This is a genomic window from Synechococcus sp. BO 8801 (assembly GCF_002252675.1).
GTDB lineage: Bacteria > Cyanobacteriota > Cyanobacteriia > PCC-6307 > Cyanobiaceae > Cyanobium.
Window position 1 is genome coordinate 62,419 of the sequence record NZ_NQKY01000005.1, and the last position, 23,823, is coordinate 86,241.

At 64.7% G+C, this 23,823-nt stretch carries 33 protein-coding genes and 1 pseudogene; 19 read left to right on the forward strand and 15 right to left on the reverse strand.

What is annotated here, in order from left to right:
* Nucleotides 1-8 precede the first annotated feature (8 nt).
* On the reverse strand, nt 9-545 hold the full coding sequence (locus tag CJZ86_RS05525; protein ID WP_094584962.1) for a hypothetical protein: 537 nt from the start codon (nt 543-545) through the stop codon (nt 9-11).
* A gap of 94 nt (nt 546-639) precedes the next feature.
* A complete protein-coding gene (locus CJZ86_RS05530) occupies nt 640-1,386 on the reverse strand; it encodes a M20/M25/M40 family metallo-hydrolase (protein WP_094584963.1) in 747 nt (248 codons plus the stop codon).
* Between the two features lie 157 nt (nt 1,387-1,543).
* On the opposite strand from CJZ86_RS05530, the gene CJZ86_RS05535 reads away from it, so the two are divergent.
* The 6 genes from CJZ86_RS05535 (at nt 1,544) to CJZ86_RS05555 (ending at nt 9,331) form a co-directional block, all read left to right on the forward strand.
* Complete coding sequence (locus CJZ86_RS05535; RefSeq protein ID WP_094584964.1) at nt 1,544-2,221, forward strand: MerR family transcriptional regulator; 678 nt, start codon at nt 1,544-1,546, stop codon at nt 2,219-2,221.
* 33 nt (nt 2,222-2,254) lie between these two features.
* Nucleotides 2,255-3,511, forward strand: coding sequence for a vWA domain-containing protein (locus CJZ86_RS05540; protein WP_094584965.1), 1,257 nt, complete (start codon nt 2,255-2,257; stop codon nt 3,509-3,511).
* A gap of 4 nt (nt 3,512-3,515) precedes the next feature.
* On the forward strand, nt 3,516-4,130 hold the full coding sequence (locus CJZ86_RS05545) for a metallophosphoesterase (protein WP_158219511.1): 615 nt from the start codon (nt 3,516-3,518) through the stop codon (nt 4,128-4,130).
* A 122-nt stretch (nt 4,131-4,252) separates the two neighbouring features.
* Nucleotides 4,253-5,263 (forward strand): PDDEXK family nuclease, encoded by a 1,011-nt coding sequence (locus CJZ86_RS16505; RefSeq protein ID WP_143594045.1) that lies wholly within the window; start codon nt 4,253-4,255, stop codon nt 5,261-5,263.
* Nucleotides 5,264-5,283: 20 nt separating this feature from the next.
* The gene (locus CJZ86_RS05550) at nt 5,284-8,829 is read left to right on the forward strand and encodes a TM0106 family RecB-like putative nuclease (protein WP_094584967.1); all 3,546 of its coding nucleotides are present in this window, start codon (nt 5,284-5,286) and stop codon (nt 8,827-8,829) included.
* Nucleotides 8,830-8,914: 85 nt separating this feature from the next.
* On the forward strand, nt 8,915-9,331 hold the full coding sequence (locus CJZ86_RS05555; protein ID WP_094584968.1) for a hypothetical protein: 417 nt from the start codon (nt 8,915-8,917) through the stop codon (nt 9,329-9,331).
* 168 nt (nt 9,332-9,499) lie between these two features.
* On the opposite strand, the gene CJZ86_RS05560 is transcribed toward CJZ86_RS05555, so the two are convergent.
* A complete protein-coding gene (locus CJZ86_RS05560) occupies nt 9,500-10,126 on the reverse strand; it encodes a hypothetical protein (RefSeq protein WP_094584969.1) in 627 nt (208 codons plus the stop codon).
* A gap of 360 nt (nt 10,127-10,486) precedes the next feature.
* On the opposite strand from CJZ86_RS05560, the gene CJZ86_RS05565 reads away from it, so the two are divergent.
* Complete coding sequence (locus CJZ86_RS05565; protein ID WP_143594046.1) at nt 10,487-11,653, forward strand: gamma-glutamylcyclotransferase family protein; 1,167 nt, start codon at nt 10,487-10,489, stop codon at nt 11,651-11,653.
* Here the strand turns inward: CJZ86_RS05565 and CJZ86_RS16510 are convergent.
* From CJZ86_RS16510 to CJZ86_RS05585, 4 genes are all read right to left on the reverse strand, one after another.
* Nucleotides 11,590-12,690, reverse strand: coding sequence for a hypothetical protein (locus CJZ86_RS16510; RefSeq protein ID WP_190611570.1), 1,101 nt, complete (start codon nt 12,688-12,690; stop codon nt 11,590-11,592). The two genes, CJZ86_RS05565 and CJZ86_RS16510, sit on opposite strands and share 64 nt — an antisense overlap.
* Before the next feature lie 122 nt (nt 12,691-12,812).
* Nucleotides 12,813-13,352, reverse strand: coding sequence for a PIN domain-containing protein (locus tag CJZ86_RS17095; RefSeq protein ID WP_190611571.1), 540 nt, complete (start codon nt 13,350-13,352; stop codon nt 12,813-12,815).
* 17 nt (nt 13,353-13,369) lie between these two features.
* Complete coding sequence (locus CJZ86_RS05580; protein WP_094585074.1) at nt 13,370-13,588, reverse strand: FitA-like ribbon-helix-helix domain-containing protein; 219 nt, start codon at nt 13,586-13,588, stop codon at nt 13,370-13,372.
* Nucleotides 13,589-13,686: 98 nt separating this feature from the next.
* Nucleotides 13,687-14,022, reverse strand: a complete 336-nt coding sequence (locus tag CJZ86_RS05585) for a hypothetical protein (RefSeq protein WP_094584972.1) — start codon at nt 14,020-14,022, stop codon at nt 13,687-13,689.
* Between the two features lie 99 nt (nt 14,023-14,121).
* On the opposite strand from CJZ86_RS05585, the gene CJZ86_RS05590 reads away from it, so the two are divergent.
* Nucleotides 14,122-14,385 (forward strand): BrnT family toxin, encoded by a 264-nt coding sequence (locus CJZ86_RS05590; protein WP_094584973.1) that lies wholly within the window; start codon nt 14,122-14,124, stop codon nt 14,383-14,385.
* Entirely contained in the window at nt 14,372-14,650 is a 279-nt protein-coding gene (brnA, locus tag CJZ86_RS05595) for a type II toxin-antitoxin system BrnA family antitoxin (protein WP_219904301.1), read from the forward strand. The genes CJZ86_RS05590 and brnA overlap by 14 nt, the downstream gene beginning before the upstream one ends.
* A gap of 28 nt (nt 14,651-14,678) precedes the next feature.
* On the opposite strand, the gene CJZ86_RS05600 is transcribed toward brnA, so the two are convergent.
* Genes CJZ86_RS05600 through CJZ86_RS05610 form a run of 3 tightly spaced genes read right to left on the reverse strand, consistent with a single transcriptional unit; the run spans nt 14,679 to nt 15,785 of the window.
* Nucleotides 14,679-15,167, reverse strand: a complete 489-nt coding sequence (locus CJZ86_RS05600; protein ID WP_094584974.1) for a hypothetical protein — start codon at nt 15,165-15,167, stop codon at nt 14,679-14,681.
* Between the two features lie 49 nt (nt 15,168-15,216).
* A complete protein-coding gene (locus CJZ86_RS05605; RefSeq protein ID WP_190611572.1) occupies nt 15,217-15,561 on the reverse strand; it encodes a type II toxin-antitoxin system PemK/MazF family toxin in 345 nt (114 codons plus the stop codon).
* Nucleotides 15,558-15,785 carry a ribbon-helix-helix protein, CopG family gene (locus CJZ86_RS05610; RefSeq protein WP_094584975.1) on the reverse strand — a complete coding sequence of 76 codons (228 nt, stop codon included), beginning with the start codon at nt 15,783-15,785 and terminating at the stop codon, nt 15,558-15,560. The genes CJZ86_RS05605 and CJZ86_RS05610 overlap by 4 nt, the downstream gene beginning before the upstream one ends.
* Nucleotides 15,786-15,940: 155 nt before the next feature.
* Here CJZ86_RS05610 and CJZ86_RS05615 point away from each other — a divergent pair, with 155 nt between their 5' ends.
* Both CJZ86_RS05615 and CJZ86_RS05620 read left to right on the forward strand, forming a co-directional pair.
* A complete protein-coding gene (locus CJZ86_RS05615; RefSeq protein WP_094584976.1) occupies nt 15,941-16,174 on the forward strand; it encodes an antitoxin in 234 nt (77 codons plus the stop codon).
* The gene (locus CJZ86_RS05620) at nt 16,171-16,401 is read left to right on the forward strand and encodes a PIN domain-containing protein (RefSeq protein WP_094584977.1); all 231 of its coding nucleotides are present in this window, start codon (nt 16,171-16,173) and stop codon (nt 16,399-16,401) included. Before CJZ86_RS05615 ends, CJZ86_RS05620 begins: the two co-directional genes overlap by 4 nt.
* A 120-nt stretch (nt 16,402-16,521) precedes the next feature.
* Here CJZ86_RS05620 and CJZ86_RS17270 read toward each other — a convergent pair.
* Nucleotides 16,522-16,638: pseudogene (locus tag CJZ86_RS17270) on the reverse strand (IS5/IS1182 family transposase); the annotation flags it as partial.
* A 159-nt stretch (nt 16,639-16,797) separates the two neighbouring features.
* On the opposite strand from CJZ86_RS17270, the gene CJZ86_RS05625 reads away from it, so the two are divergent.
* Nucleotides 16,798-17,997 (forward strand): sensor domain-containing phosphodiesterase, encoded by a 1,200-nt coding sequence (locus tag CJZ86_RS05625; RefSeq protein ID WP_158219512.1) that lies wholly within the window; start codon nt 16,798-16,800, stop codon nt 17,995-17,997.
* A 309-nt stretch (nt 17,998-18,306) separates the two neighbouring features.
* On the opposite strand, the gene CJZ86_RS16515 is transcribed toward CJZ86_RS05625, so the two are convergent.
* A complete protein-coding gene (locus CJZ86_RS16515; protein ID WP_143594048.1) occupies nt 18,307-18,489 on the reverse strand; it encodes a DUF499 family protein in 183 nt (60 codons plus the stop codon).
* Nucleotides 18,490-18,687: 198 nt separating this feature from the next.
* On the opposite strand from CJZ86_RS16515, the gene CJZ86_RS05635 reads away from it, so the two are divergent.
* The 3 genes from CJZ86_RS05635 (at nt 18,688) to CJZ86_RS05645 (ending at nt 20,515) form a co-directional block, all read left to right on the forward strand.
* Complete coding sequence (locus CJZ86_RS05635) at nt 18,688-19,233, forward strand: DUF4236 domain-containing protein (protein ID WP_094584979.1); 546 nt, start codon at nt 18,688-18,690, stop codon at nt 19,231-19,233.
* 353 nt (nt 19,234-19,586) lie between these two features.
* On the forward strand, nt 19,587-20,036 hold the full coding sequence (locus CJZ86_RS05640; RefSeq protein ID WP_094584980.1) for a hypothetical protein: 450 nt from the start codon (nt 19,587-19,589) through the stop codon (nt 20,034-20,036).
* Nucleotides 20,036-20,515, forward strand: a complete 480-nt coding sequence (locus tag CJZ86_RS05645) for a hypothetical protein (protein WP_094584981.1) — start codon at nt 20,036-20,038, stop codon at nt 20,513-20,515. The genes CJZ86_RS05640 and CJZ86_RS05645 overlap by 1 nt, the downstream gene beginning before the upstream one ends.
* 114 nt (nt 20,516-20,629) lie before the next feature.
* Here CJZ86_RS05645 and CJZ86_RS05650 read toward each other — a convergent pair whose 3' ends face one another.
* On the reverse strand, nt 20,630-21,289 hold the full coding sequence (locus CJZ86_RS05650) for an alpha/beta family hydrolase (protein ID WP_094584982.1): 660 nt from the start codon (nt 21,287-21,289) through the stop codon (nt 20,630-20,632).
* An 11-nt stretch (nt 21,290-21,300) separates the two neighbouring features.
* Between CJZ86_RS05650 and CJZ86_RS05655 the strand changes: the two genes are divergently transcribed.
* On the forward strand, nt 21,301-21,870 hold the full coding sequence (locus CJZ86_RS05655; protein WP_094584983.1) for a hypothetical protein: 570 nt from the start codon (nt 21,301-21,303) through the stop codon (nt 21,868-21,870).
* A 40-nt stretch (nt 21,871-21,910) separates the two neighbouring features.
* Here CJZ86_RS05655 and CJZ86_RS05660 read toward each other — a convergent pair whose 3' ends face one another.
* Both CJZ86_RS05660 and CJZ86_RS05665 read right to left on the reverse strand, forming a co-directional pair.
* Nucleotides 21,911-22,231, reverse strand: coding sequence for a hypothetical protein (locus CJZ86_RS05660; RefSeq protein WP_094584984.1), 321 nt, complete (start codon nt 22,229-22,231; stop codon nt 21,911-21,913).
* Nucleotides 22,232-22,471, reverse strand: a complete 240-nt coding sequence (locus CJZ86_RS05665) for a DUF433 domain-containing protein (RefSeq protein ID WP_094584985.1) — start codon at nt 22,469-22,471, stop codon at nt 22,232-22,234.
* Nucleotides 22,472-22,642: 171 nt separating this feature from the next.
* On the opposite strand from CJZ86_RS05665, the gene CJZ86_RS05670 reads away from it, so the two are divergent.
* The 3 genes from CJZ86_RS05670 (at nt 22,643) to CJZ86_RS05680 (ending at nt 23,821) form a co-directional block, all read left to right on the forward strand.
* The gene (locus CJZ86_RS05670) at nt 22,643-22,903 is read left to right on the forward strand and encodes a hypothetical protein (protein ID WP_094584986.1); all 261 of its coding nucleotides are present in this window, start codon (nt 22,643-22,645) and stop codon (nt 22,901-22,903) included.
* Between the two features lie 82 nt (nt 22,904-22,985).
* A complete protein-coding gene (locus tag CJZ86_RS05675) occupies nt 22,986-23,348 on the forward strand; it encodes a UPF0175 family protein (protein ID WP_094585076.1) in 363 nt (120 codons plus the stop codon).
* Nucleotides 23,312-23,821, forward strand: coding sequence for a PIN domain-containing protein (locus CJZ86_RS05680; protein WP_094584987.1), 510 nt, complete (start codon nt 23,312-23,314; stop codon nt 23,819-23,821). Before CJZ86_RS05675 ends, CJZ86_RS05680 begins: the two co-directional genes overlap by 37 nt.
* Nucleotides 23,822-23,823 lie beyond the last annotated feature (2 nt).

Here is a 23,823-nt window from a genome sequence, read left to right on the forward strand (position 1 = left end):
AGCCAGAGCTACAGCCCCTCCAGCAGGGGGCGCAGCGCCTCGGCCGGTCCGCGTCCGGGCTCGAACAGGGGGCCATCGCCCTCGATGACCTGGCCGCCTGTCAGGACGATCCGGAAGAGGGCGTCACCCATGGAATCCACCACGATGCACTGGCGGGCCCGCTCGCTGACGATCGGCAGGAAGCCGGCGAGCCACTCCATGGTGCCTCTGATCCGGCGGGCGTCCCGTTCGTTGTCGTCGTCGAACCCCCCGTAGGCCAGCCGCAGGAACAGGCTGCCCCAGGGCTCGCGGCGCTGGTAGTAGAAGGCGTGGCTGTTGAGGCCATGGCCCCAGAAACCCACGCAGAAGGTGCCGAGGGGAGCGGCGCTCAGGAAGGCATCGATCGTGCTCTGCAGCAGGTAAAGCGGCTCCGTGCCCCGGGCCGTGCCGAACAGGGTCTGCCCCTGCCAGTGCAGCGGCCGATCGGGAGGCAGCAGGCTGAGGGGGAAGGGCCCACCGATCCGCTCGGCGTAGAAGGTCAGAAGGCTGTCGAGCGTTGGCTCCATCGGCGGGTCTGCGGCGGGATCCATCCTCCCCAGCTCGTCTGGATCGAGGCGATTTTCCCTGCGAAGGACCAGAGATGACGAGGCGCTGCTGGTGTCACAGAGCCCCCAGCCCCGCCTTCAGCCCCTCGGTGACGGCCGCCAGGAACGGCAGATCCAGCGTGTCGATCGTGTCGCTCATCTGGTGGTAATGCGGGTTGCGCATGAATGAGGTGTCGGTCACCATCACGGCGTCGTAGCCCGCATCCCAGAACGGGCTGTGGTCGCTGAGGCGCACGTCGGGAATCGCCCGGCCGGCATCGGGCACCGGCAGAACCTTTGTGATCACGTGCTCCCCCATGAGGCTGGCGAGGCCAGTCAGCATCTCGGCGACACCCTGATTGCCCACCACGGCGATGAAATCGCCCCGATCGCCATAGATCGCCTGCATTGCCGGGACTGGATAGATCTGGGTGGCGGCGGTGTAGGCGAGCATCTCCAGGCTCACCATGAGTTTCAACTTCTGGCCGCTGGCCTTGAGTTCACCGGCCAGGGCGGTGCTGCCGAGCATGCCCCATTCCTCCTGATCGAAGGCCACGATCCACACCGGCCGCCGGGGCGGCTCGGCTGCCCAGTGCTTGCCCAGCTCGATCAGGGCCGCCAAGCCGGAGGCGTTGTCGTCGGCGCCGATCGAGTGCAGGGGGCCGTCGTAGTGGGCCGCCACCAGCAGAGGGTCGAGCTCCGGGCGCTGGCCGGGGAGCTTGAGGATCAGGTTGGTGCCCGCATCGATGCCCTCACGGAAGTGGTGCTCCTCCACCGGCCCCAGGACGCCGAGCTGTTCGATCAGGTAGGCGCGCACCGCCATCAGACCGATGGGATCCCAGCGGGCGTGGCGGGGTCGGGCCAGGTGCTGCAGGTGCTCCAGCAGGGGCGCGGGGTCGGGGTGGTCGATGGCGGGGCGGCCGATGGGGCACGAAGCCTAATCGCTTGACACCTGCACTGCAAGTGTGGATAATTAGGGAATGGTCAAGGTCTTCGCCCCAGCTGACGCTCTCTACGGCCTCGAGGAGCTCCTCCTCGTCGCCGGCAAGCTGCTGGACGAGGAGATCTCGCCGCGCACGGTGCGTCTCTATGCCACCCAGGGGTTGATCGATCGCCCCGGCAAGGAGGGGCGCAGTGCGGTGTACGGCCACCGGCACCTGTTGCAACTGGTGCTTGTGCGCGCCCTGGCCCGGCGCGGCCTCAGTCTCTCCGCCATTGCTCCCTTCTGCGTTCTGGCCGACGCCGATCTGGAGCAACAGCTGGAGCAGCTCGATGGGGAGGGGGTGGCGGCCACCGCTCCCTCCGTCGCCACCGGCAACGAGGCCCTGCGGTACCTGCGGGATCTTTCGGAGCCGGCCGACGATACCGATGCTCCGGCCGACGGTTCTCCGTCCTTCGCACGAAAAGCCGCGGCCATGGGCTCCGTCCTTGGGATGCTCAACAAACCCCTGTCCTCCCGCCCCCGTTCCGACCGCACCCCCACCGGATCCCGCTCCAGCGACAACGGCAGCCGCTGGCTGCGTTTCACCCTCGCCCCAGGCATCGAAGTCCACGTCCGCGACTCCGTTCTGCCTCCTCCTGCCGGCCCTCGGCGCCAGCAATGGCTCCAGCACCTCCTGGACCGGCTCAACGCCCTGCTCGACGACGCCTCCCGCTGAACCATTCCCCCCGTCCCACCGCTTTCCCCAACCATGACCCGTCCCACCCTGCGCTTCCGGCCCCTGCGGCCGGCGGTGGCCTCCGATCGCCCCTCGATCCTCGATCTGCTGCTCACGATCACCCCGCCGCCGGTGGCCGCAGAAGCCAGCCTTCGCGAGCGGCCGCCGCTCAACCTGGCCCTGGTGATCGACCGCTCCGGCTCCATGAGCGGCACCAAGCTCAGCTACGCCCGCAAGGCGGCCCGCTTCCTAGCCGGCGAGCTCACCGGCCGCGATCGGCTCGCCATCGTCAGCTTCGACGACGAGATGAACGTGGTCGTGCCCTCACGGCCCGTGGCCGATCCCCAGCCCTTCATCGCCGCGATCAACACGATCCACAGCGGCGGCTGCACGGCCCTGTTCGATGGCTGGCGAGCCGGGGCCACCCAGGTGGCCGAGCACCTCGACCCCGGGGCGATGAACCGGGTGCTGCTGCTCTCCGATGGCCAGGCCAACGAGGGCCTCACCAACCAGGAGCAGATCGCCGCCAAGGTGGCGGGCCTCACCCAGCGGGGCATCAGCACCAGTGCCTTCGGCCTGGGGGATGACTTCGACGAAGACCTGATGGGGGCGATGGCCGCGGCGGGGGACGGCACCCTGGCCCACATCGAAACCCCCAGCCAGCTGGCCGACCTCTACGCCTCCGAGCTCCAGGGGCTGGCCAGCACCTTTGGGCGGCGCGTGAGCCTCGGGGTGCGCGGCAAGAACGGCGCCGAGGTGGTCGATCTGCTCAACGACCTCAAGTCCACCACCGCCGGCAACCACCAGTTGCCCAACCTGCGCGTCGGCCAGGAGCTCAACGTGGGCCTGCAGCTGAAGCTGCCCGCCTGGATCCCCAACCAGGAGATCCTCAGCGTGCGGCTGGCCTGGGAGGCCCCCGGAAGCAGCGACCGCCAGAGCCTGATCGAGCACCTGCAGTTGCCGGTGATGGAAAGCGAGGAGCTCAAGCAGCTGGAGCCCGATGACGCGGTGGCCGAACAGCTGGCGCTGCTGCGGGCCAACCGGGAACGCCGGCAAGTGATCGCGGATCTGGATCGAGGGGATGTCATCAGCGCCAGCGCCAGCCTGGGCAAGTTGTTCGTCGACCTGTCGGCGATGCCTGCCACCCCGAGGCTCACTCGGGAGCTCGACCTGCTCAGCGAAAAGCTGGCCCTGCTCAAGAGCGATCCCAAGCGCAGCCGCAAGCGCCTGCGCAACGAATCGCAGCGCTCCAGCCTCAACGTGTGGGAGAGCGAAGATGAACCCACCTGATGTGGTGGCGATCGGGGATGTGCACGGCTGCGCCTCCCTGCTGGAGCAGGAACTCACCCCGCATCTGGACACGGGTGCGGAGCTGATCTTCCCGGGGGACCTGATCGATCGGTCCCCCGAAGCCGACGGCGATCGGAGGGTGCTGGAGCGGGTGTGGCAGCTGCAGGAGAACCCCGGCGCCTACGGGCTGGCGGCGGTGACCGTGCTGCGAGGCAACCACGAGCAGATGCTGCTGAAGGCGATGGCACCGAGAGCGCCGGATGAGGACGTGGAGCTGTGGCTGTGCAACGGCGCCAACCCCGACCTCCTGCCCCTGGCCCGCGAGCGCCAGGCCTGGTTCGAGCAGCTGCCGTACACGGCAATCCGCGGCCGCTATCTGTTTGTCCATGCGGGCGTGCGCCCCGACATCCGCCTGGAGCACCAGGCCACAGACGATCTGATCTGGATCCGGCGGCCGTTTGTGAGCCGGCCCCATGGGTTGCCGTACACCGTGGTGCATGGGCACACGTTTCGGCATGACTTCAAGGTGACGCGGCTGCCGCATCGGATCGGGATTGATACGGGGGCTTATTTGAGTGGGGTGTTGACGTGTCTGGCTCTGAACCCAGACTCTGAATGACATTTATGATATAGTAATAATGAGCCCGATGAATTGGCGGCCTCAGTCTCAAAGCTTCTCTGAATCAAGTAAAATCCATATTTCTCAAGGCAAATTCTAGTCCAACTTTTTCTTCGTTCTCCATGACCGTTGATCTCAGTCTGATCACAAAAGTTCGCTACATCAAGCTTGGCAACAAAGGCGATCGAGAGTCGGATTGCATTGCGAAGAACCTTTGCTATATTGGGTTTTGCTCGTCGGACCCAGATTGCTTTCAGCTGATACTAGAAGCTCTGCGACCCAGTAACAATGAGACCAAGAAAGAGGCTTGGAAGAGGGTAAGGCAATTCCATAAAGATAGAGTGTCGGGGACTCCCCAAAAGTGCGAATCGGAAGCGACTAAGCAAGTAAACCAATTGAGAGAATTTTTTGAATCTGGAGAGAAAACACTTTGGGTGACTTTTCACGCGCGCAAGCTCTACTACGCAGTTCTTGATCCCGCTATTCAGCCGAGACGATCTGAGGAAGATGGCGGTAGTTATCGCTCAGTGGTCGACCAGTGGCGCTGTGTCGATATCGAAGGCAACGAGCTGTTGGAAGATAAGCTTTCTGGCCGAATAACTCAAACGAAGTCTTTTCGGGGCACTTCTTGTGCCGTCAAGGATGATGTAATGGATTATCTTAAAAGGAAGATCGGTTGTCAGCCGCACTCCTATCGGCTCGTGATTGACAACGCAATGGCGGCCCTTCAAAATGGTCTCTCCTCCGCCATCAAATCTCTTACGCCTGGCGACTTTGAGCTCCTTGTCGAACTCATCTTTTCGCGAACGCTTCGACGGATCAGCACAACTGGAAAGGTTCTGGAGTTCATTGATATTGCTTTTGAGAATCCCTTGAACGGAGACTTGGTAAGCGTTCAGGTTAAAGCGAGAACCAATCCAAGGGAGTTTAAGCGATACATGCAATCTGCTGATCGTGGTGTCTATGATGCCTTTTATTGGGTCTTCCATTCTTCTGGAAGTACTACCTTGGATGATTTTTATCGTGAGCTTGAGCCTGACGATTCCACTACCACCATTCTTGACATATCTAGAATTGCCTCCATGGCAATTGAGGCAGGCCTTGTCTCCTGGGTCATCGACAAAGCTGGCTGATCTAATCACATCTCGCGTTTATGACCTCTCGCCTGATCACCCCCAGCCAACTCGCCCTCTTCAGCCGCAGCCCGCGGATCGGCGCCTGGTGGGAGGAGCTCAAAGCAAGGGGTCTGTTCACGGGCGAGCAACCACCCCCCTCCAGCCTTGATGAGCAACTGTTCGCCGATGGCCTGCGTCTTGAGCAGGTGTTGCTCGACCAACTGGAAGCTGAGGGCTATAGCTTCGCCCGCCTCTCGGGCCAGCAGCTTGAGGCCGATTACGCCGCCACCAGGGCCGCCATGGCCGAGGGTTTCGACTTCATCCACCAGGCCTCGTTGAACAACGGAGAGATCCGCGGCTCGGCCGATGTCCTGCGCAGGATTCCCCAGCCCTCCGATCTCGGCGACTGGAGCTACATCCCGATCGAATGCAAGTTGGCCAGCAAGCCTCGCACCACCTTTGTGGTCCAGGCCTGTGCCTATTGCGAACTGCTCACTCCCCTGCTGGGACACCGGCCCGATCGCTTCGAGCTGTTTCTCGGTGGTGGCCGCTTCCAGTCTTTCGACACCGATCGTTTCTGGTCCTGGTACCAACAGCTCCGCCACCGCTACCGCGCTTTCCGCGCCGCCTTCGATCCCGCCTCACCGCCGGAGGATGAACCCGGTGATCACGGCAGCTGGGGCGCCTTCATCGAGGAGCGCCTGGCCGCCGAGCGGGATCTGGTGCTGGTGGCCAACCTGCGCCAGAGCCAGCGCCTCAAGCTCAAAGCCGCCGGCATCCACACGATCGAGCAGCTGAGTGCGCTGGCCCCAGGCACCACCATTCCTGGCCTGGCCCACGAGGCACTCCATGAACTGCAGCAACAGGCCGAACTGCAGCTCACACCAGCCGATGCCGCCGGCAGACCGGCCTATCGGGTACGGCCCCTGAGGCCGGGCAAGGGTCTATCCGCTCTCCCCGACGCCGATGCCGGCGACATCTGGTTCGACATGGAGGGGGTGCACGATGCCGTCGCCGCCAGGAAGCTCGAATACCTCTTTGGCGCCTGCTATCGCGATACACCCGGCGGCGCACCCCAGTTCAAAGCCTGGTGGGCGCACGCTCCACTGGAGGAAAAGAAGGCCTTCGAGGGATGGGTCGACTGGGTGGAGGAACGTCGCCGTCAGTTCCCTGGCCTGCGCATCTATCACTACGCCAGCTACGAGAAGACGGCCATGCGCCGGTTGGCCCAGCAGCACTCCATCCGGGAGGCCGTGATCGATGAATGGCTGCGCTCAGGGCTGCTGGTGGATCTGCTGCCGGTGGTCACCAACGCGATTGTGCTGGGCGAGGAGAGCTACTCGATCAAGAAGGTGGAGCACCTCTACATGGAGGCTCGCTCCGCGGAGGTCACCAACGCCGGGGACTCGGTGGTGGCCTACACCAACTGGCAGGCATCGGGAGAACCTCCCCGGCCGGGTCCAGCGCCAGAGGCCAGCCCGCAATTGCAGGCGATCGAGGACTACAACCGGGAGGACTGTGAATCCACCGTCTACCTCCATGACTGGCTGCTCCAGCTGCGCTCCGACCAGGGCCTGCCCGAGCAACCCCTGCAGCTGGAAGACCCAGAAAGGCCCGAGAAAGAACCCTGGCCCCTGGAGGCCCTTGCCGCAGCGCTGATCGCCGAGCTGCCGGAAACGCTCCAGAGCGATCCCGCCGCCGATGCACCAGAAGCACTGCTGCAGGAGCAGGAGCAACGCGGGCCCCGAGGCTTGAGCTGGCGGGTGCAGCGGCTGTTGGCCCAGTTGCTCCCCTTTCACCACCGGGAAGCCAAGGTGGCCTGGTGGGCGTACTTCGATCGCAGGCAGAAAGCGCTGGAGTCCCCAGGGGATCTGGAGAGCGACGGCGAGGCCATCGAAGGGGCCTTGTGGGAATCGATGGAGAGCCGCACCAGCGCCCGCACCGGCGCCGATTACCACAGCTTCCGCTTTGACCCCAGCCAACCGCTCAAGTTGCGCGCCCAACCTGGGCAAAACGGACTCAATCTCGAGATCCCGGAAGCAGGGCTGCAACTGGGGGTGGACGCACTTGATGCGGAGCAGGGTCTGGTGACGCTGAAGTTTCCCTGGAGCAAGCGGGACCGACGTCTGGCCGAGGGGCTCAGTGCAGACCTGCCCCGTACGCCGGTCGGCCTGATCAAGGTGCCCGCCGACATCACTGAAAGTCTGCGCGAGCGTCTCGATGAACAAGCTCAGGGCTGGGTCCACGATCAACAGCCCCTGCCCGAGCCGATCCGTCACCTGTTGGAGCGCGAACCTGTGGCCGAGTTGGTGGCGCTCAACGCATTCGTACGCGCCGAGCCCTCAGCGGTGGTGGAGCAGCTGGCCTCCTTCCTGGAAGCCAGCAGCGGCAAGACCCTCGCCCTGCAGGGTCCCCCCGGCACCGGCAAGACCACGGTCACGGCCCAGGTGATCGCCGAACTGGTGCGCCGTGGTCAGCGCGTCGCGATCAGTTCCAACAGCCATGCGGCCATCAACAACCTGCTGCTCAAGACCCAGGCCGTCATCAGCGAGCAAGGCCTGGCCCGGGCGGTGGTCAAGTGCAGGAGTGACAACGACGACCCAGCCCTGGTGGGCACCCCGATTGCTCTGGTGAAGCCCGACCAGCTCACAGAAGCCATGGCCGTGGTGGGCGGCACCACCTTCATCCTCTGCCGACCAGAAGTGGCAGGCGCCTTTGACCTGCTGGTGGTGGATGAGGCGGGCCAGGTCTCCCTGGCCAATCTGCTGGTGATGGCCCGCTGCGCCCGTTCGATCCTGCTGGTGGGCGACCAGCAGCAACTGGCCCAGCCCTCCCAGGCCGATCACCCTGGGGACAGTGGTGATTCCTGCCTCGCGTACCTGATGCAGGACGCCCATGTCGTCCCTGCCGATCGGGGCGTGTTCCTGGCCACCAGCTGGCGTATGGAGCCCTCACTCACCGCCATGGTCTCGGAGCTGTTCTATGACGGCCGCCTCCAGGCCAGCCCCGCCAACGTCATCAACCGCATCGACTGGCGGGAGCCCTTCACCGCCAGCCATGGCGGGGTCCTGCCCGGCCAGGGGTTGGTGTTCGAGGCGGTGGAGCACTCCGGCCGCAGTGTCAGCTCAGAGGAGGAGATCGAGCGCATCGCCCAGCTGGTGGAGATGCTGCTGGGCTCCAGCTACCACCATGCCTCCGGCAGCGGCGAACGCAGCGGGGTGTTGACCCCTGACGACATCCTGGTGACCGCTCCCTACAACGTGCAGGTGAACCATCTGCAGCACCGGCTGGGTCATCGTGCGCGGGTCGGAACGGTGGACAAGTTCCAGGGCCAGGAGGCACCGGTGGCCATCCACTCCCTCACCGCCAGCGATGGTGATGCCGCCCCCCGAGGCCTGGGTTTTCTGCTGGAACCCAACCGACTGAATGTGGCGATCAGCCGTGCCCATTGTCTCTCGATCGTGGTGGGCTCGCCCGGCCTGGTGAGCGGGATCGCCAGCACGGTGGCGGAAGCGGAGCAGATCAATCGGTTGTGCCGCTTGGTCCAGGCATCGATGGAAGATGATCGTCGTGATTTCAGCTGAATTGAAAGGAATGCCCTTCTCCATCCATTGAGGAACAGCCCATTCTGATCCATTGTGTCTCGGACGTGACCCCTCGGAGGAACCTATGTCGTTCAACGTCAAGTCTTGGTTGGTCGATGCGGTGGTCGATTCTGTACTGGCCAAGCCATCCGGCTCACGCCACGGAATCACTGGATTCTGGCGCGCATCGCTGGACCGCGTACGCAATGAGCGCATCCTGAGGGTTGGTACGCTCCATGGGCGTCACTTCTTGCTTGCCGCTGAGATTGACCCGATTGCGACGCACGTGATGGACCTGAAGCGTCTTGATGAGTATGTCGAGCACGAGATCCTCAAGCACTCGAACGACAAGGACTCCTATTCCATAGAAGCTGCTCGCGCCCACGTACAGGAATGCGTCGAGAAAGGGCGTATCGTCGTCGCCTTCCGGAATGCTCGTGCCTTCACTGAAGCATTCAAGAGCAATGGGCGTAACTCGGTCTGGTATGAGGAAGATCAGTGATCTTGAAGCCCAACCCAACAGCCCAAGACCTCACACCCCATGTCCGCCTGACATCCATCGGCCCGGATCGCCCTCACCGCCAGCGATCGCGACGCCGCTCCCCGGTCCTGGCGACGGGGATCACCAGCACAGTGGCGGAAGCGGAGCCGAACAATCGGTTGTGCCGGATCAGGCAGGAAAGCCTTCGTGGTAGCGGCCAGTGGATTGGTAGCGAATCCGCTGATTCATGGAGTCCATACTGAAGTCAAACAATTCACCGTCGTTGAGATCGATGAACTGACCGGCAAGGAAGAGGCCGTGTTCGATCGTCTCCACCAGCTGGCCGTAGTCGATTCTGTAGAGGTGTGCGTGGTTTCCATAGGAGTCCTTGATGGCCGCGAACAACGCGGAAAGGTTCTCGCTGAATTCCTCATCCAACAGCTCCTCGGAGGTCACACCCTTCGGCAGGTTGTAGGCCGTGGGGCGCAGCAAGGGAATCCCGTCCGGCACCACGACGTCCTCATCCGGTGCGTAGACCATCGGGCAGCTGCCGCGGGTTTCGAGCATCCATTCCAGAAGCCTGTCCAACCCCTCCGCATCAACGGTCATCAGCGCCACGTCACCGTCCTCGTCCGGCTGGCTCTTCACCCAGTCGATCGCTTCGATGGCGGCCAGGCCCTGGCCACCGTCCATCCAGGGCAGTAGATCCAGCAGGGAACATCCCTGGAATCCCTCCGCCACGAGGCTGTCGATGCTGCGGGTGCTGGTGATGAGCTGATCGAGCCACCGCTGGGCCACTGGAGGGAGATCGGTCATGGGGCGGCCGGGGGAAAGGGGCCGTGGATTCTAACCTGCTTTTACAGTTGCAGTGGCACTGCTGTCTTCTCCGACGGTGAGGGTCGGGCCTTGCGTGGGTCCTCTGCTCGGATACCAATCAGAATCTGTCGTAAGCCTTGCTCCATACATGCCAACACCTTGGGCATGAGCGACTCCGGCCTCCAGAGTTTTTCTGCAGCGATGATGCTTCCCTCCCAGCTGGCCCATGAAGCACGCGGAATGGTGGCTACTGGCGCATCTTCCGCGGCATAAGGGCGTCACGCAGGACCCACGGCAGTCCATCCACACCTGATCAACACCGGACCTGATTTCCTTGGAGAGTCCTTCGCCTTCGAAACCATGGGTCCCTTTGAGTACGGGTTCTTCATCGAGTCCTGCAGCCTCAGCGGTATGCGCGGCAGGATCTGCCCGCCGGTAGACAAGGAGATCAGCTATGCCACCAAAGCCGTACGGGAGTTGCTGTTGGAATCGGGTCTCAGCCCCGACGCAGCGGCCGATCTCCTGTTGCGTATTGCCGACCGTATCCACGCCTTGGAGCCTCAGCTGGCAGCAGATCTGAATGTGACGCGTGGAATTGCAGGTCTGCCGGGCGCGCCGCAAGCGCTCAATGCCCGATCCACAGCTGATCCACACCCCGCTGTTCAACCTGCTCCCCATCACCCTGTCTCCCCTCTCATGACCACCGCTTCCTTCGATGGCCATCTCGTCTTTGTCTACGGCTCCCTCAAGGCTCGCCACGCCAACCATGGCTACCTCGGCGGCGGAGCCTTCCTCGGCCGCCGGCTGCTGATCGGTGCCCACCTCCACAACCTTGGCGCTTACCCGATGGCCGTTCTGAATCAAGACAGCGAAGCCGTGCTCCATGGCGAGCTTTACCGAGTCGACACCGCCGGCCTGGCGCAGCTTGACCGTCTGGAGGGCTATCCCGGCTACTACAACCGCAGCCGCTGCCGTCTCAGCGACGGCACCGTGGCCTGGGTTTTCCACGGGCAGTCAGATCAGGTGTCGCAGGCCCCGCGTCTTTCTAACGGCGACTGGGCCACGACGCCTGTGCTGCACTACGGCTCCAACCTCGATCCCAGCCGGCTGGCACGGCGCTGCCCTGACTGGGACGGCCATGGCCTGGTGGTGGAGCTGGATGGCTGGAGCTGGGCCATCGACAAGCAGGCTCACGGCAGCACCATCCACGGGTATGCAGGGATCAGGCTCCGTCCCGACTCCTCAACCTGGGGCGTGGTGACCCACCTCAGTGGAAGCGACATCGAGGAACTTGATGTCTGCGAGGGGGTGAGCGGGGGGCACTACGTCAAGACGACGGTAACCGTGAAAAGCCGTTGCGGGGCGGCATTTGAGGTGCTCACCTACGTGCCCGGCGATTCCTTCCGCCGTTCCGGACTTGTGGCCGCTGCCGCCTATCGCAACCACATCCTCACGGGCCTGGATCACTGGGAACTGCCAGCCGCCTGGCGCAGCACGTTGGATGCATCCCTCAGCACTACCGCATAAGGGGGCTTGAGCCACCACAACACCTCACCCCGGGTACCGGTGCTGCGAGTGATCACCCTGCGGCCGGGATGATCGGCCAGCTCTGCACTGCTCACCCGTATCCATTGGGGCTGTGAGGCTTCCGGACGGATTAGCCGTTCGTCGTCCCACAGCAGAAAGCGGTCCTGCACCGTCGTGGCGAGCATGGGTGCAGGTGCCGCCTGGCCGAGCACCTGCGCCACACCGATCAGGATCTGGGCCTTGATATTCCCGCCTGCTTCCCTCAGGCGGCTGCCACGCCCGTGTTCACCGGGGAGCGCAACGGTGCTATCGACCAACAGCCAGCCCTCCTGCCGATACTCCTCCAAGTGGGCTTCCGCCAGCCACTCGCTCAGCTCCACCTTCATGGAATTGCGGACTCCCGAATGGATGCAGAGGGTGAGGCCCGTGGTGCCATGGCGCGCCTTGGGGTCGTACAGGAGATTGTGCAGATCAGAGGGACTGCCTTGGCTGAGGAGCAGCAGTTCCAGCAGGCTGGTGGTGGGATCCTGGATCAACACATCCAGGGGCGGCCTCTGACGGCACTCCGCTTGCTCAGCCCTGTGGCAATCGAGAATTTCCACCAGATCGTTCTCCGGGATCCTCCCAAGGTCTCGCCCCCTGCACACAGCAAGGAAGAGCCGAGCTCGGGTCAGATCGCCTTCGCCGGCAAGCACCACATTCAGCAGGGCTTCTGCGAGGACCCACTCTCGGTTGCGCATGGCCACATGGGCGAGCCGGTAGCGGAAGCGATCGAGCACAACTCGTGCCGCTGGGGTCAGACCGTGTCTGGATTCCATCGCCACCGCCGCCAGTTCATCCAGAGACCGGTGGCCGCAGAGGGAGCGGAGGACCTTCGCATCGATCAACTCGACCACCATCGCCTCCAGTTCCCGCTCCGCTTTGCGCCTCTTCTCCGGGCTCCCGGCATCGACCATGGCCGCCAGCACGGCCGACAGGTTCTGGGCATCCAACATGGCGGCGTTCACAAGGGGGACCGTGGCCCAATCGAGCAGCAAGCCTCCCAAGCGGGTTGCCAAGCCATGCCCTGTCAGGCAGACCTTTGCCGAGGGTAGAGGCTGCCTCAGGCTCTCTCGGAGGTCAACGACCTGGGTAAGCCAGAAAGCATTGACTTGATGATTCATCCTGGCCCATGACCCTTCTGGTTGCTGTCCGCCAGCGGTAGCAGCACTCCCGGGCCTCTTGCTGTCTGAAGACAGCAAGCAGCACCGCTGCGAATCATCAGATAGGACCCCTGCTCTGCAGGTGTGGATGCAAGAGCCATGGCACTGATCTGCGCTTCCGGCACCTTCGGGCGGCGGGTGAACCTTGGGGTGCGCGGAACCGGGTCGTGGGAAGCGACCTTCTCAAGGACCTCAAGCTCACCTGAGCCGGCATCAACCAGCTCCCAAAACTGCACGCCGGCCAGAAGCTCAACGTGGGCTTGACACTGGGTGGTCCCCCTACAGAGAGCACACACGTGATCGCCCAGCAGGTTCGTCACCAGCACCTGCCATCTGTCCAGCAACGCCCGCTTGCGACGACCCCCCGGCAGCCGGATGAGGCCGTGCAGGATCTCCGCTTCGTTCATCGCCGTGATGCCCACCTCCGCGGGAACGAGACCATCCGCCCAGGCCAGCACCGCCGGCTCCGGCTGGGGCCGCATCAGCTCGGCAATCACGATTGCGTCAAGAACGATCAGGCCGGCAGTTCCAGCTCCACGCCACCAAGCGCAGCGAAGTGGGCGTGGATGCGACTCCCCAGACATGGGCTGTCAGAGGCAGAGGGCTGGGGAAGCACGGCCTGGCGAAGGATTCTGCGGGCTTCCTCCGCCATCGAGTGACCATGGCGCACGGCCTGCAGACGCAGCTGAACCTTGGTGGTGTCGTCGAGGTTGCGGATCGTGAGGGTGGCCATGTCGACCTCCGAACGGGAGCTGCTGTCAACGCTTGCATCGTTAGCGCTTGCGATCAAGTTCCAGTGGTGGCCCCTGGCAAAACCTGAGCACGCCCCGTTCAGCGCAGCAGGAACACCGCCAGCAGGCCCCAAACCAGGCCGAGCACATGCATGGCGAGGGGGACAGGCTCGTGTGGCGGGTAGGAACTCAGCAGGCGCGTGCGGCAGAGCTCCTGCTGGGCAAGGAACAGGGCACAGACCAGGGACAGGAGGTAGACCAGCAGCACCCCGAGGTGTTCGAGGGTTTCCGCGATGGCGTTCGGCGCCGGCCCGATCAGGTGCTGGACGAGGTGGAAGATCTGGCTGGGCAGCTCGGCGCTGAGCATGAACACGAAGAACAGGGCCACCCCTTGGCGGCCCAGGCGGGCGATCTGCGCGGCTGACGGGTGCGCCATCGTTCCGGAGCAGGGGTTGCTGAAGTCTGACCCTGGCATCAGGTGGAGACGACGATCCAGATGCCGCTGAGAGCGGAAAAGGTATAAAATCAGCTCACAATGGATGTGGAGTTCGACCCGGTCAAGAGCGAGGCCAACCTGGCCAAGCACGGCATCGATTTCGTCGAGGCTCAAGCCCTCTGGAGCGATCCAGCCTTGCTTGAGGTCCCTGCACGCACAACTGGCGAGCCGCGCTTCCTCGTGATTGGCAAGATCCATCGCAAACATTGGTCGGCAGTGATCACCTACCGCGGCTCGACAATCCGCCTCATTTCCGTCCGTCGCTCCCGCCTGGAGGAGGTCCAGCTCTATGAACAGCTCTGAATTCGATCGCCGCTTCGATGCCGGTCAATCCGTGCTGGAGGCGCTCGATCTCAACGGCGCCCGTCGAGCCCCCGTGAAACAGAAGCGGGTCAACGTGGATTTCCCCCTCTGGATGGTCGAGCAACTCGACCGTGAGGCCTCACGCCTCGGCGTGACCCGCCAGTCGATCATCAAGGTCTGGCTCGCGGAGCGACTTGAGCAAGGGCGTCCTGACGCGTCGTCTCCGGCCAGCAGCGGCCACGCGTCATCGCAGGAGAGCCGCTGAATCCGCTTGCCCCCAGCACCTGCAGCCGTCAGGGCTTGGGTCCCAGCAGCTCAGCCAGATAGCTGGAAAGGCGGAACCCGGCCGGATGGGCATAGACGATGTCGGCGATCTTCCAGCTGCCGGCAGGGCCGCGCACCAGCTGATAGCGCAACAGCTGCGGCGCCTCAATGGGGCGGTTGCGCAGGCCTGCCTGCACCGCCACCCGGGCTTCCAGCCCTCCGCCGGGGGCAGCGGTGCAGCCCAGCACCTTGGCGCCGAAGGTCCCCACCTGGGTGCCGCTGAACAGATCGAAGTCGACAAAGCTGCCGCTGTTCGGATCGAGCCCATAGGCACGCCGCAGCTTCTGGTACAGCCCATCGGTGAAGCGGCTTTTCTGGCTCTTGAGCTCGATCGGACCGCTCACGTCCTGCCGAGCCACCTGCCAGCGGTAGAGGCCATCGAGCTGGGCCTTCACGGGAGCGGGGCAAGGGGCGATCGCCACGGCCGCCAACAGCGGCATCAGCTGGGGCAGGGGCATAACGGCGTTGCTGGCGTTGCGTTGAATCCTGGCAGCGGGAGCGGCCAGCTCAGGGCAGTTCCAGCCAACCCCGCAGGGCCAGATCCAGCTCGATCAGTAGCTGGGGCTCCAGTTGCCCCACCACCTTGCCCAGGGAGCTGAGCGGCACCGTGAACAGCTTGTCGACCATCAGCTGGGACGGCTTCTTCAGGCCATTGCGTGCCGTTGGCTGGACGGGAAGCCGGACAAGGGGAGCGTCCACCAGGGTGCTGGTGAGCGGACAGAGGGTGACGCTCGGATGGGCCTGCAACCAGCGATCCGCCTGGACCACCACGGCGGGGCGTGGTTTGCCGGAGTACGCCCCCGGGCTGGCCACGGTCACCACGGTGCCGCGGCGGAGCGCAGGCAGGCTCATGCGGTCCAGTCGCTCCAGTCAGGGAGTTGTTCGCTCCAGTGCTGTTGCGGTTCCCGTTCGGCCAGCCGTTGCGATTGACGGCGGGCTTCCTCGCCATCGCCATGGCGCAGGAGGTACTGGGTGATGGCGTCGCGCACGCAGGCACTGCGGCTCTTGCCGAGCTGGAGGGCCAGCTGATCGAGCCGCCGCTCGAGTTCCGGCTCCACCCGCACCCCGATCGCCATGAATCCTGATGTTGAACGTTTCGTTCTACAGCGTAGGGGGGTGGCGGATCTGGGGGCCTCAGGCGTTCGATCGATGCCCGGCCCTGGCCTTGTCGCCGTGAGACCAGAGCAAGCAGTGGTGGCTACCACTGCTCACTACCGGATCAGGGCCTGCCATGGACACCGCACGTCTGTTCCAGTCGGGCCGCAGCCAGGCGGTGCGGCTGCCGAAGGCGTGCCGCTTCAGCGGCAGCGAGGTGGTGGTGAAGCATTTCGGCAATGGGGTGCTGTTGCTGCCCATCGATGACCCCTGGCAAACCCTGGAGGCCGGGTTGGCCGCCTTCGAGCCGGGCTTTGTGATCACGCGTGGGCAGTCGGAAGAGCAGATCCGGGAAGCGATCAGCCCATGATCCTGCTCGATACCAACATCTGCATCACCATCATCAACGCCAATCCAGCCGCGGTAGTGGGGCGGTTCAAGCGCTACCGGCTCGGAGAGATTGGCCCCTGTAGTGTGGTGGCGGCCGAGCTGCGTACGGACCTGGAGCGCCGGGGCACTCCAAATGGCCCACTCGACACGATGATCGCGGCCCATCCCCTGAGCCTGCAGGTTGAAAACTGGGTGCCGACGGCCTAGGTGTGCTTTCCCACCAGATTGTTCATGCCTGCAGCTGAGCGAGCCGCTGCTGGGGGGTGAGTCCACCCAGGGCCATGGGGCACCTGAGGCTGTTCTAGATCCGCAAGTAGGCCGGCAGCAGGGCTCGATCAAGGCCAGGAAGGCTTCCCAGGGAACCGTGGCCTCCATCTCATCCAAGAAGCGCTGGCGACGCGTCCTCTTTTTGGCGTGAGTTTGCTCGTGGTCCGAAAAGCCCAGCTGAGGGGGACGGTCATCCGTTCCAGCCTCAGTCTTGATCTCGGTTGATTTTAGTACGTTTTTCAGATGTTCCCTAGGGTTCAATGCTGCTGGCTCGCTACAACTGTAATCCGCCGTCATTCGCGCTCAATGGTTCACGCTGAACCTATGGAGCCACCGATGGAGGTCTCTGCGATCCTCCCATCGAATCAGCTAACCATTCACTTTCAACCCATCGTCTCCCTGAAGCAAACCTCCGTGGTGGGCCTGGAGGCCCTCGCGCGCCCGGCGCTCATGGGTGTCGGACAGAAGTTCGCCAAGGCCCGCAAGGCTGGGAAGCTGCTGGAGCTGGATCGCCGCTGCCGCATCCGGGCCATGGAGGCCTACCGGGATCTCAACTTGCCCCGGTCCCTGCGCCCCTTTCTGTTTCTCAACTTTGAAACGTCCTTGATCGACGAGGGAGTTGAAGGCTCGGGAGCCTTGCTCGAGGCCACCGAGGCCACGGGTCTGGAACCCAGCGACATCGTGATCGAGCTCAACGAAACCAAGGTTCAGGACACGATGACCCTGAAACGCTTCGTGGAGCGCCATCGCGAATTGGGTTTCCTGATCGCCATCGACGACTTGGGATCCGGCCACAGCAACCTGCCACGCATCGCCGAATTGCGGCCCCACATCATCAAGCTCGACCGCAGTCTCATCGCCGGAGTCGACCGCGACTTTGTCAAGCAGGAAATGATGAAGTCGCTGATCTTACTTGGAAAGACCATCGGCACTCTGGTGCTGGCTGAAGGGGTGGAAACCAAGGCAGAACTGGACACCTGCGCCGCCCTCGGAGCAGAGTTCTTCCAGGGCTATCACTTTGCGCGCCCCAAGCCAGCGGCCAACCTGCACCTGGCGGCCCTGCACCCAGCGCTGATGGAAGCCGCCCGCCGGCAACGGGTCAAAGCCGTGGCCGCCATCCAGGCCCGCCAGATGGAGGGCCTCGATCTGATCAATCTGGCCCGCGCAGGGTGTGCAGGCCTACGCCACATCCCTGCCCAAATGTTCGACGGCGCCCTTGCCAGCTGGGTAGGCACCAACACCATGATCGAAGCGGCCTACGTGCTCGATGGCGACGGACTGCAGATCAGCAACACGCACCTGGGCCAGGGTCTCCCCCGGTCGAGGAACCGCCTGTTCACACCCGCCACGCGGGGCACCGACCACGCCAACAAGGAGTATTTCTTCAGCCTGATTGACACGGGTCTCCATGAGCACATCACCGACACCTACATCAGCCTGGCCACCGGCCAGCGCTGCCGCACCGTGGCCACGAGGTTGGAGCACGCCAGCGGCGCTTCCTTCGTGCTCTGTATTGATCAGCGCCTCAAACCCTGATCTGATCGCCAGAAAACCACCAGTCCACGGTCCTGCTGATTCAACGGTCGACTCCAGAGCGCGAGGCCGTGATCGAGCGGTACCGGGCCAGCCCCTTGTAGGGGCAGCCCAGGCTGATCCCGGCTTGCGCCGCAAGGGTCTTGAGCTGCACGCCCCCATCGAGATGCCGACGAATCAGGCGTTCCCGACTGATCGGCGTCAGACGGGCCAGTGGGAGGCCATGCATGGGGTGTGAGGTCTTGGGAGGAGCAATGACACCCTGACCTTGGCGACCACTCACCCAATCGTCTGCTGAACAACCTGGTGGGACTACACACCTAGCCCCCTGGTCGGGTGGGTGTTGGCGAAGAACAGAGCCGGGTTCTTGTAGAGCTCTGGTGCAGTGCCCTTGAGCACCTGGCTGAGGTCGGCCGCGAAGTCCTCATCTCGCATACGCCCCTCCAGCACGTCGGACCTTGGCCGGCAGAGCTCGTAGATTGTGGGAGGGCTCATGGAGAGGGTTCGTTCACCAGGGCTGGCTGACCTTTTGCGCAATGCCTCCATTGAGGCATTCGCCCAATGTTGCCTGGTTGAAAGCGGGTCTGCCGAAAACAAGAGCACGCAAGTTGGGTGCCATTGAATGGTTCGCGATGGTTCTTGGCCTTGGGGTGGGTCCCGACCAGATCAGCAGCCTCGATTTTTGCAGTCCCCATGCCCTTCCGCTTCCGCCGCAGCGCCCGCCTCGGCCCCCTGCGGCTCAATTTCGGCAAGAGCGGCCTCAGCTCCATCTCCCTGGGGGGCCGCGGGGCGTCCATCAACATCCCGGTGGCCCGCGCCGGTGGCCCCCGCACCACCGTGGGTTTGCCCGGCACCGGGCTTAGCTGGAGCGTGGAGCACGGCGTCGGGGTGCCCTCGGCGTCGCCGGAGGGCCTGCCCAACAGCCGCCGTTTCCGGCCCGGCCAGCTTGAGGCCTTCCGGCAGGGCTGCCTGGGTGTGCTGCAGGAGCAGCTGTTCGCGCCCGGCTCCCTAGGCCAGCGGCTCTGGGACCACAACCTGATCACCCGGCTGCTGGCCGATCCCGCCATCGGCAGCCGCACCCAGGGGCTGCTGGCCGTGATCGAAACGCCGGAGGCGATGCAGGCCTACCTGCTCCGCGCCCAGAGCCAGGACGACGTGAAGCGCCGGGCCCATCGCTGTGTGGAGGCGGTGCAGGAGGCGCTTCGGCTGGTGAACGCCCGGGGGTGGCTCAGGGACTAGGCCGCCAGGCGGCTCATCCAGGAGGGCCGGCGCTGGTCCGGTGCGCGTGGGTCCGGCAGCCGGGGGCTCTGTCAGGGATGAATGTCTCGGTTGAAATTATGGCCCTGGCATAACCGCCAATAATCTTGAGCGCGGACTTGCGCCGTCGCCGGCTGGCCGCTGAGCTGGCCTGCCGCCGGGTCAATTCCGGCATCGCGATCGGAGACCTGTGAATCGATTCATGACCGGCCCAAGGCCTGTGCTGGCCATCCATCCGTCTCCGGTGCTGTGCTGGAGGTCGTGTCTCTGATCCGATGACCAATAGCGAGCAAGGGGAGCTGAGCCTCCTCCTGCCAGACCCTGAATCGACGCCGGTGGCGTCCGATCCAGCCCAAGCCCCACTGGCCTGCAAAGGCATCCGCTCCACCAGGGATTTCCCCGCCGATCTCAGCGCCCTGAGCCGGGAGCAGATTGAGCACCACTACCAGGCGATGCGCAACAGCCACGCCTCCCTCACCCGCTCGAGGGCCCAGCTGCAACGCCGCTCCAGGGAGCTCACGGTGGCTCGCGAACGGTTTCTGGAGACCCTGCGCAGCTATGAGGGCCGGTTGATGGCCCTGGGCCAGGAGAAGGCGGAGGCCCTCCGCATCGCCCAGGACATGCACCGGGAGTTGGAGGCCTTCGAAGACAAACAACAGGCCCTCGACGGCCTGTTGCAAGAGCTTGATGCCGCCAAGGATGAGGCCGGCTACTGGAGCATCTTCAGCATCACAAGGCTGATCGAGCGCATGCGCCGCCTGCTGCGCGGAGGAAGAGAGGGCTGATGGGGGAACTGAGCGATCGCTTCGGCGAGCTGATGGCGCGCATGGCCAAGGGCGATGCCGATCTGTTCCGCACCGTGGGCCAACAGAACGCCGCGATCCGCCAGCTGGTGGAGGAAATCGCCCCGGCGGAGGCCATCGGTGCCTTGAGTGAGTCCCCCCAGCCCTTGCTGCCGAAGGACCAATGCCATCCAGCAGCGCTCAAGGCCCGCTTCCGCACGGCCGCAGCGGCCCATGCCCATCTGGAGGCCGCCCTGGGACCAGCTCCCACCAAGAAGAAAACCTGGGACCATCTGAGCTCCGTGTTTGCGAATGGCGCTTGGCCCGCCCCTGCACGCTCGCTGTCGGTAGCGGGAGCTGGTCGTGGCGGCGTCAGCGAGGAAGCTCTGGCCCAAACGGAAGCCCGGCTGTTGCGGCGTATCGATCAGCTGGAAGAACGCCTGATTGGTTTGATCGAAACGCTGCTGTCAGGCAAGCCCTGATGACAGCGCAGCCTGAGCCCCGTTCTCAACCACGACGACCAAGGCAAGCGATCCGGCAGCTCAGGATCTGCCGGACAAACTGAGACGCGAGGACGTTCTCCCTGGCCGGAAGGCTCACCCCTTCAGCACCCCCCTCAGAAACCCATCACTCCAAGCCACCGCCGTCGCCCAGTTCTCCGCCTCGCTGAGGCCCGAACTCCGGGTGGGCTTGAAACTGTGGTCCCCACTCGGGATCCAGAGCACCTGCAACGCCGGCGAGAGGTCGTAGGTCTCCACCTCTTCGCGGCGGCCGAACGTGTCCCGTTCCCCCTGCAGGATCAGGGTGGGCGTGTTCAGGGTGGCCAGGTGCTCGGTGCGCAGCTGCAGCGGCTTGCCGGGCGGGTGGAAGGGGTAGCCCAGGCAGAGGCAGCCCCGCACCCCGTCGCTGGCGGCCAGTTCATCCACCAGCAGGCTGGCCACCCGCCCGCCCATCGACTTGCCGCCGATGAACAATGGCCGCTGCGGACTCTCGCCCGTCTCCAGCCGCACCTGCTGGCGGAACGCCTCCTGCAGCACCGGCATCCGCTCGGGCCCCTGGCGCCGGCCCGTTTCCCGCATCCGGGCCATGTAGCCGAACTCGAAGCGCACCACCCGCCAGCCCGCCGCGGCCAGTCCGCCGGCGATCGCCGCCATGAACGGGCTGTCCATCGGTGCCCCGGCCCCGTGGGCCAGCAGCACGGTGGCCGGCGCGTCGTCGGGGCCGTCGATCAGGCGGAGGTCGGAGCTGGTGCCCATACAGTCAGACCATGACACGCCGGATCGGCCACACGCTGCGTCGCGCTGCACGGCTTGGGGCCCTGGGGGCCATCCTGCTGCTGGCGGCCGGATCGGTGACGGCGGCCGGATCGACATGGGCCGATGGGCGCGGACCAAGCCCGGTGCTCCGCCTCGACGGCATCGGCCCGTTGCGTCTCGGCATGGGCCGAGCCGAAGCCGTCGCCACCGGCTGGCTCTCCGATCCGGGCCCCGGCTGCAAGCTCGGCGGCCCGCCCTATCCGATCGTCTACAAGCTGCAGGGGCCCAAGGCGCCGGCAGGCATCGACGGCACCGCCCAGTTCGAACGGGGCACGTTGCGGGTCTTCGCCTTCTCGGCCGGTGTTCGGACGACGTTCGGCGTTGCCATTCCCGGCGGCACCGTGGGCGACCTGCTCAAGCGCGCCCGCGCCGCCGGCCTGTCCGCCACCTCGGTCTACGACGAGACCTTCGCCGGGCGGTTCGTCACGGTGAATCGGGGCGGCAAGCAGGTGCTCGGTGCGTTTGCCGAAAAGAGCGCGATCGCCACGCTCGCGGTGCCCTACGTGCCGGTCTGCGAATAGGGGCGAACCTGCGGGCGGAGGGCAGGGGCGATTGGCGGCTTCAGGGAATCAACAGTTCCCTGTAATCGCCGCTCATGGTGGTCGCAACAGCAGCCCGGATGGCTTGCGTGGCCCGGCGAATCCTTGGCCAGCTGGTGGTGGTCAGGACCAGGATCGCGATGCTGCGGTCCTGGAGGTTCTGCTGATAACGAAGGTTGGTATCGGTCGTGATCAGCAGCTCGTAACCCTCCTGCTCCGCCAGCCGGATCAGTTCGCCATTGGTGACGGTGGACCAGCCCAGCTCGTAGGCCGTGGCCACGACGTGGCCTTCCATATACCTGCGCAGGGGAACCGGTGTCCCCTGATCAAACAGGATCCGCACTCAGACCACCGTCGCCGCCGTGCTCCGGGCAACATGCTCCAGAACCAGCCGGGCCTGCGCGACGCTGACGCCAGGAAAGAGCTCGACGAACTCCTCAAGGGAAACGCCGTCTTCCAGATTTTCGAACAGGGCCGCCACCGGAATCCGGGAGCCGCGAAACACCCAGGCACCACTAACGCGCAGTGGATCGTGCTCCACGGCTGAACAATCCGCCCAGTCCAGATCCGATCCAGTGGCCATGGGTCCAGCCGGCAGCCGACGTCTTCAGGGTAAACAGCTCGCCCGTGGGTGGTCGTGGCGCGGCTGTCTCTTCACGGCAGCTCCAGCCAATCCCGCAGGGTCAGATCCAGAGGGTCATGCCGTCCAGTCGTTCCCCCCTGGCACCAGAATCCGAGAGCCTTCCTTCCAACCATGGGCGCGATCCTGCTCACCGTTCTGACCGTGCTGCTGGGCTATGGCCTCGGCAAGGGCGTCCCCCGGCTGGTGCAGGGCTCGGGCCGTCTGGCGCGCCGCTCCCGCTTCAGCCAGTTGGCCTTCGGCTGCCTGCTGCTGGTCCCCTGGCTGGTGGGGATCGTTCTGGTGGTGCAGATCCCCCTGAACCCAGGGCTGCTGCTGCCGGCCATCGGCTACGCGGCCGGCATGGCCTGGGGGCGCCGCAAGGTGGGGCTGTAGGCGGGCGCCACTGGCCCCTGGCTCAAGCCCATGGCAAGAGGCCATACCATTGTCCTATCGGTTCTTCCCTGCAGGAATGGCCATGCGTGCGGTAAGCGTCAGCGGCCTCAAGAACAATCCGGCCGAGGCGCTGCGGCAGGCCAAGAGCGACATGGTGGTGGTGCTGAACCGCGATCACCCCGATGCCCTGCTGGTGGGCCTCGACCAGGGGGGACTGCTGCAGGCACCCGGTGTCAGGGCCGCCCTGGCCACGGCCCTGTTCCGCGACGGTGAGCTCTCCCTGGCCAGGGCCGCCCGCGTGGCCGACATGGACACCGCCACCTTCATCGCCCATCTCTCGCGCCTCGGCATCGCGGCGATCCGCCTGACGGAAGCCGAAACCCGCGCCGATCTCGACACCCTGGAGCAGTGGCTGCAATCGTCATCAGCGACGCCAGCCCCCTGATCGGCCTGGCCCAGGTCAACGGGATCGGCTGGTTGCGGGAACTGTTCGGAACCGTGCTGCTCCCCGCCACCGTGGCCGATGAGGTGCTCACCGGCAGGTTCACCGATCAGGAAGCCAGGATCACCGCCGCCGTTGAGGCCGGCTGGCTGACGATCACGCCGGACCCCCAGCAGGGTCTGGAGTTGCCCGACCTCGACGAAGGCGAAGCGGCCAGCATCCGCCTGGCCCTCTCCAGACCCGGACCGGTGCTGCTGTTGATCGATGAACGGGCCGGAAGGGCCGTTGCCCACGAGCTCGGCCTGAAGGTTGCCGGCACCGCCGCAGTGATTGGCCTGGCCCGTCTGCGGGGCCTGATTCCATCGGCCCGGGCGGTGTTTGATGCGCTGCACAAAAGTGATTTCCGCATCGCTCCGGCCGTGATCACGACGGTGCTGAAGCGCTGTGGCGAGATCGACGACGACTCCGCCAGCTGAAA

Coding starts and splice junctions, on each gene's coding strand:
- CJZ86_RS05525 (WP_094584962.1), bottom strand. CDS start 545: ATGGAGCCAACGCTCGACAGCCTTCTGACCTTCTACGCCGAGCGGATC.
- CJZ86_RS05530 (WP_094584963.1), bottom strand. CDS start 1,386: ATGGCGGTGCGCGCCTACCTGATCGAACAGCTCGGCGTCCTGGGGCCG.
- CJZ86_RS05535 (WP_094584964.1), top strand. CDS start 1,544: ATGGTCAAGGTCTTCGCCCCAGCTGACGCTCTCTACGGCCTCGAGGAG.
- CJZ86_RS05540 (WP_094584965.1), top strand. CDS start 2,255: ATGACCCGTCCCACCCTGCGCTTCCGGCCCCTGCGGCCGGCGGTGGCC.
- CJZ86_RS16505 (WP_143594045.1), top strand. CDS start 4,253: ATGACCGTTGATCTCAGTCTGATCACAAAAGTTCGCTACATCAAGCTT.
- CJZ86_RS05550 (WP_094584967.1), top strand. CDS start 5,284: ATGACCTCTCGCCTGATCACCCCCAGCCAACTCGCCCTCTTCAGCCGC.
- CJZ86_RS05555 (WP_094584968.1), top strand. CDS start 8,915: ATGTCGTTCAACGTCAAGTCTTGGTTGGTCGATGCGGTGGTCGATTCT.
- CJZ86_RS05560 (WP_094584969.1), bottom strand. CDS start 10,126: ATGACCGATCTCCCTCCAGTGGCCCAGCGGTGGCTCGATCAGCTCATC.
- CJZ86_RS05565 (WP_143594046.1), top strand. CDS start 10,487: ATGGGTCCCTTTGAGTACGGGTTCTTCATCGAGTCCTGCAGCCTCAGC.
- CJZ86_RS05580 (WP_094585074.1), bottom strand. CDS start 13,588: ATGGCCACCCTCACGATCCGCAACCTCGACGACACCACCAAGGTTCAG.
- CJZ86_RS05585 (WP_094584972.1), bottom strand. CDS start 14,022: ATGGCGCACCCGTCAGCCGCGCAGATCGCCCGCCTGGGCCGCCAAGGG.
- CJZ86_RS05590 (WP_094584973.1), top strand. CDS start 14,122: ATGGATGTGGAGTTCGACCCGGTCAAGAGCGAGGCCAACCTGGCCAAG.
- brnA (WP_219904301.1), top strand. CDS start 14,372: ATGAACAGCTCTGAATTCGATCGCCGCTTCGATGCCGGTCAATCCGTG.
- CJZ86_RS05600 (WP_094584974.1), bottom strand. CDS start 15,167: ATGCCCCTGCCCCAGCTGATGCCGCTGTTGGCGGCCGTGGCGATCGCC.
- CJZ86_RS05605 (WP_190611572.1), bottom strand. CDS start 15,561: ATGAGCCTGCCTGCGCTCCGCCGCGGCACCGTGGTGACCGTGGCCAGC.
- CJZ86_RS05610 (WP_094584975.1), bottom strand. CDS start 15,785: ATGGCGATCGGGGTGCGGGTGGAGCCGGAACTCGAGCGGCGGCTCGAT.
- CJZ86_RS05615 (WP_094584976.1), top strand. CDS start 15,941: ATGGACACCGCACGTCTGTTCCAGTCGGGCCGCAGCCAGGCGGTGCGG.
- CJZ86_RS05620 (WP_094584977.1), top strand. CDS start 16,171: ATGATCCTGCTCGATACCAACATCTGCATCACCATCATCAACGCCAAT.
- CJZ86_RS05625 (WP_158219512.1), top strand. CDS start 16,798: ATGGAGGTCTCTGCGATCCTCCCATCGAATCAGCTAACCATTCACTTT.
- CJZ86_RS16515 (WP_143594048.1), bottom strand. CDS start 18,489: ATGAGCCCTCCCACAATCTACGAGCTCTGCCGGCCAAGGTCCGACGTG.
- CJZ86_RS05635 (WP_094584979.1), top strand. CDS start 18,688: ATGCCCTTCCGCTTCCGCCGCAGCGCCCGCCTCGGCCCCCTGCGGCTC.
- CJZ86_RS05645 (WP_094584981.1), top strand. CDS start 20,036: ATGGGGGAACTGAGCGATCGCTTCGGCGAGCTGATGGCGCGCATGGCC.
- CJZ86_RS05650 (WP_094584982.1), bottom strand. CDS start 21,289: ATGGGCACCAGCTCCGACCTCCGCCTGATCGACGGCCCCGACGACGCG.
- CJZ86_RS05655 (WP_094584983.1), top strand. CDS start 21,301: ATGACACGCCGGATCGGCCACACGCTGCGTCGCGCTGCACGGCTTGGG.
- CJZ86_RS05665 (WP_094584985.1), bottom strand. CDS start 22,471: ATGGCCACTGGATCGGATCTGGACTGGGCGGATTGTTCAGCCGTGGAG.
- CJZ86_RS05670 (WP_094584986.1), top strand. CDS start 22,643: ATGGGCGCGATCCTGCTCACCGTTCTGACCGTGCTGCTGGGCTATGGC.
- CJZ86_RS05675 (WP_094585076.1), top strand. CDS start 22,986: ATGCGTGCGGTAAGCGTCAGCGGCCTCAAGAACAATCCGGCCGAGGCG.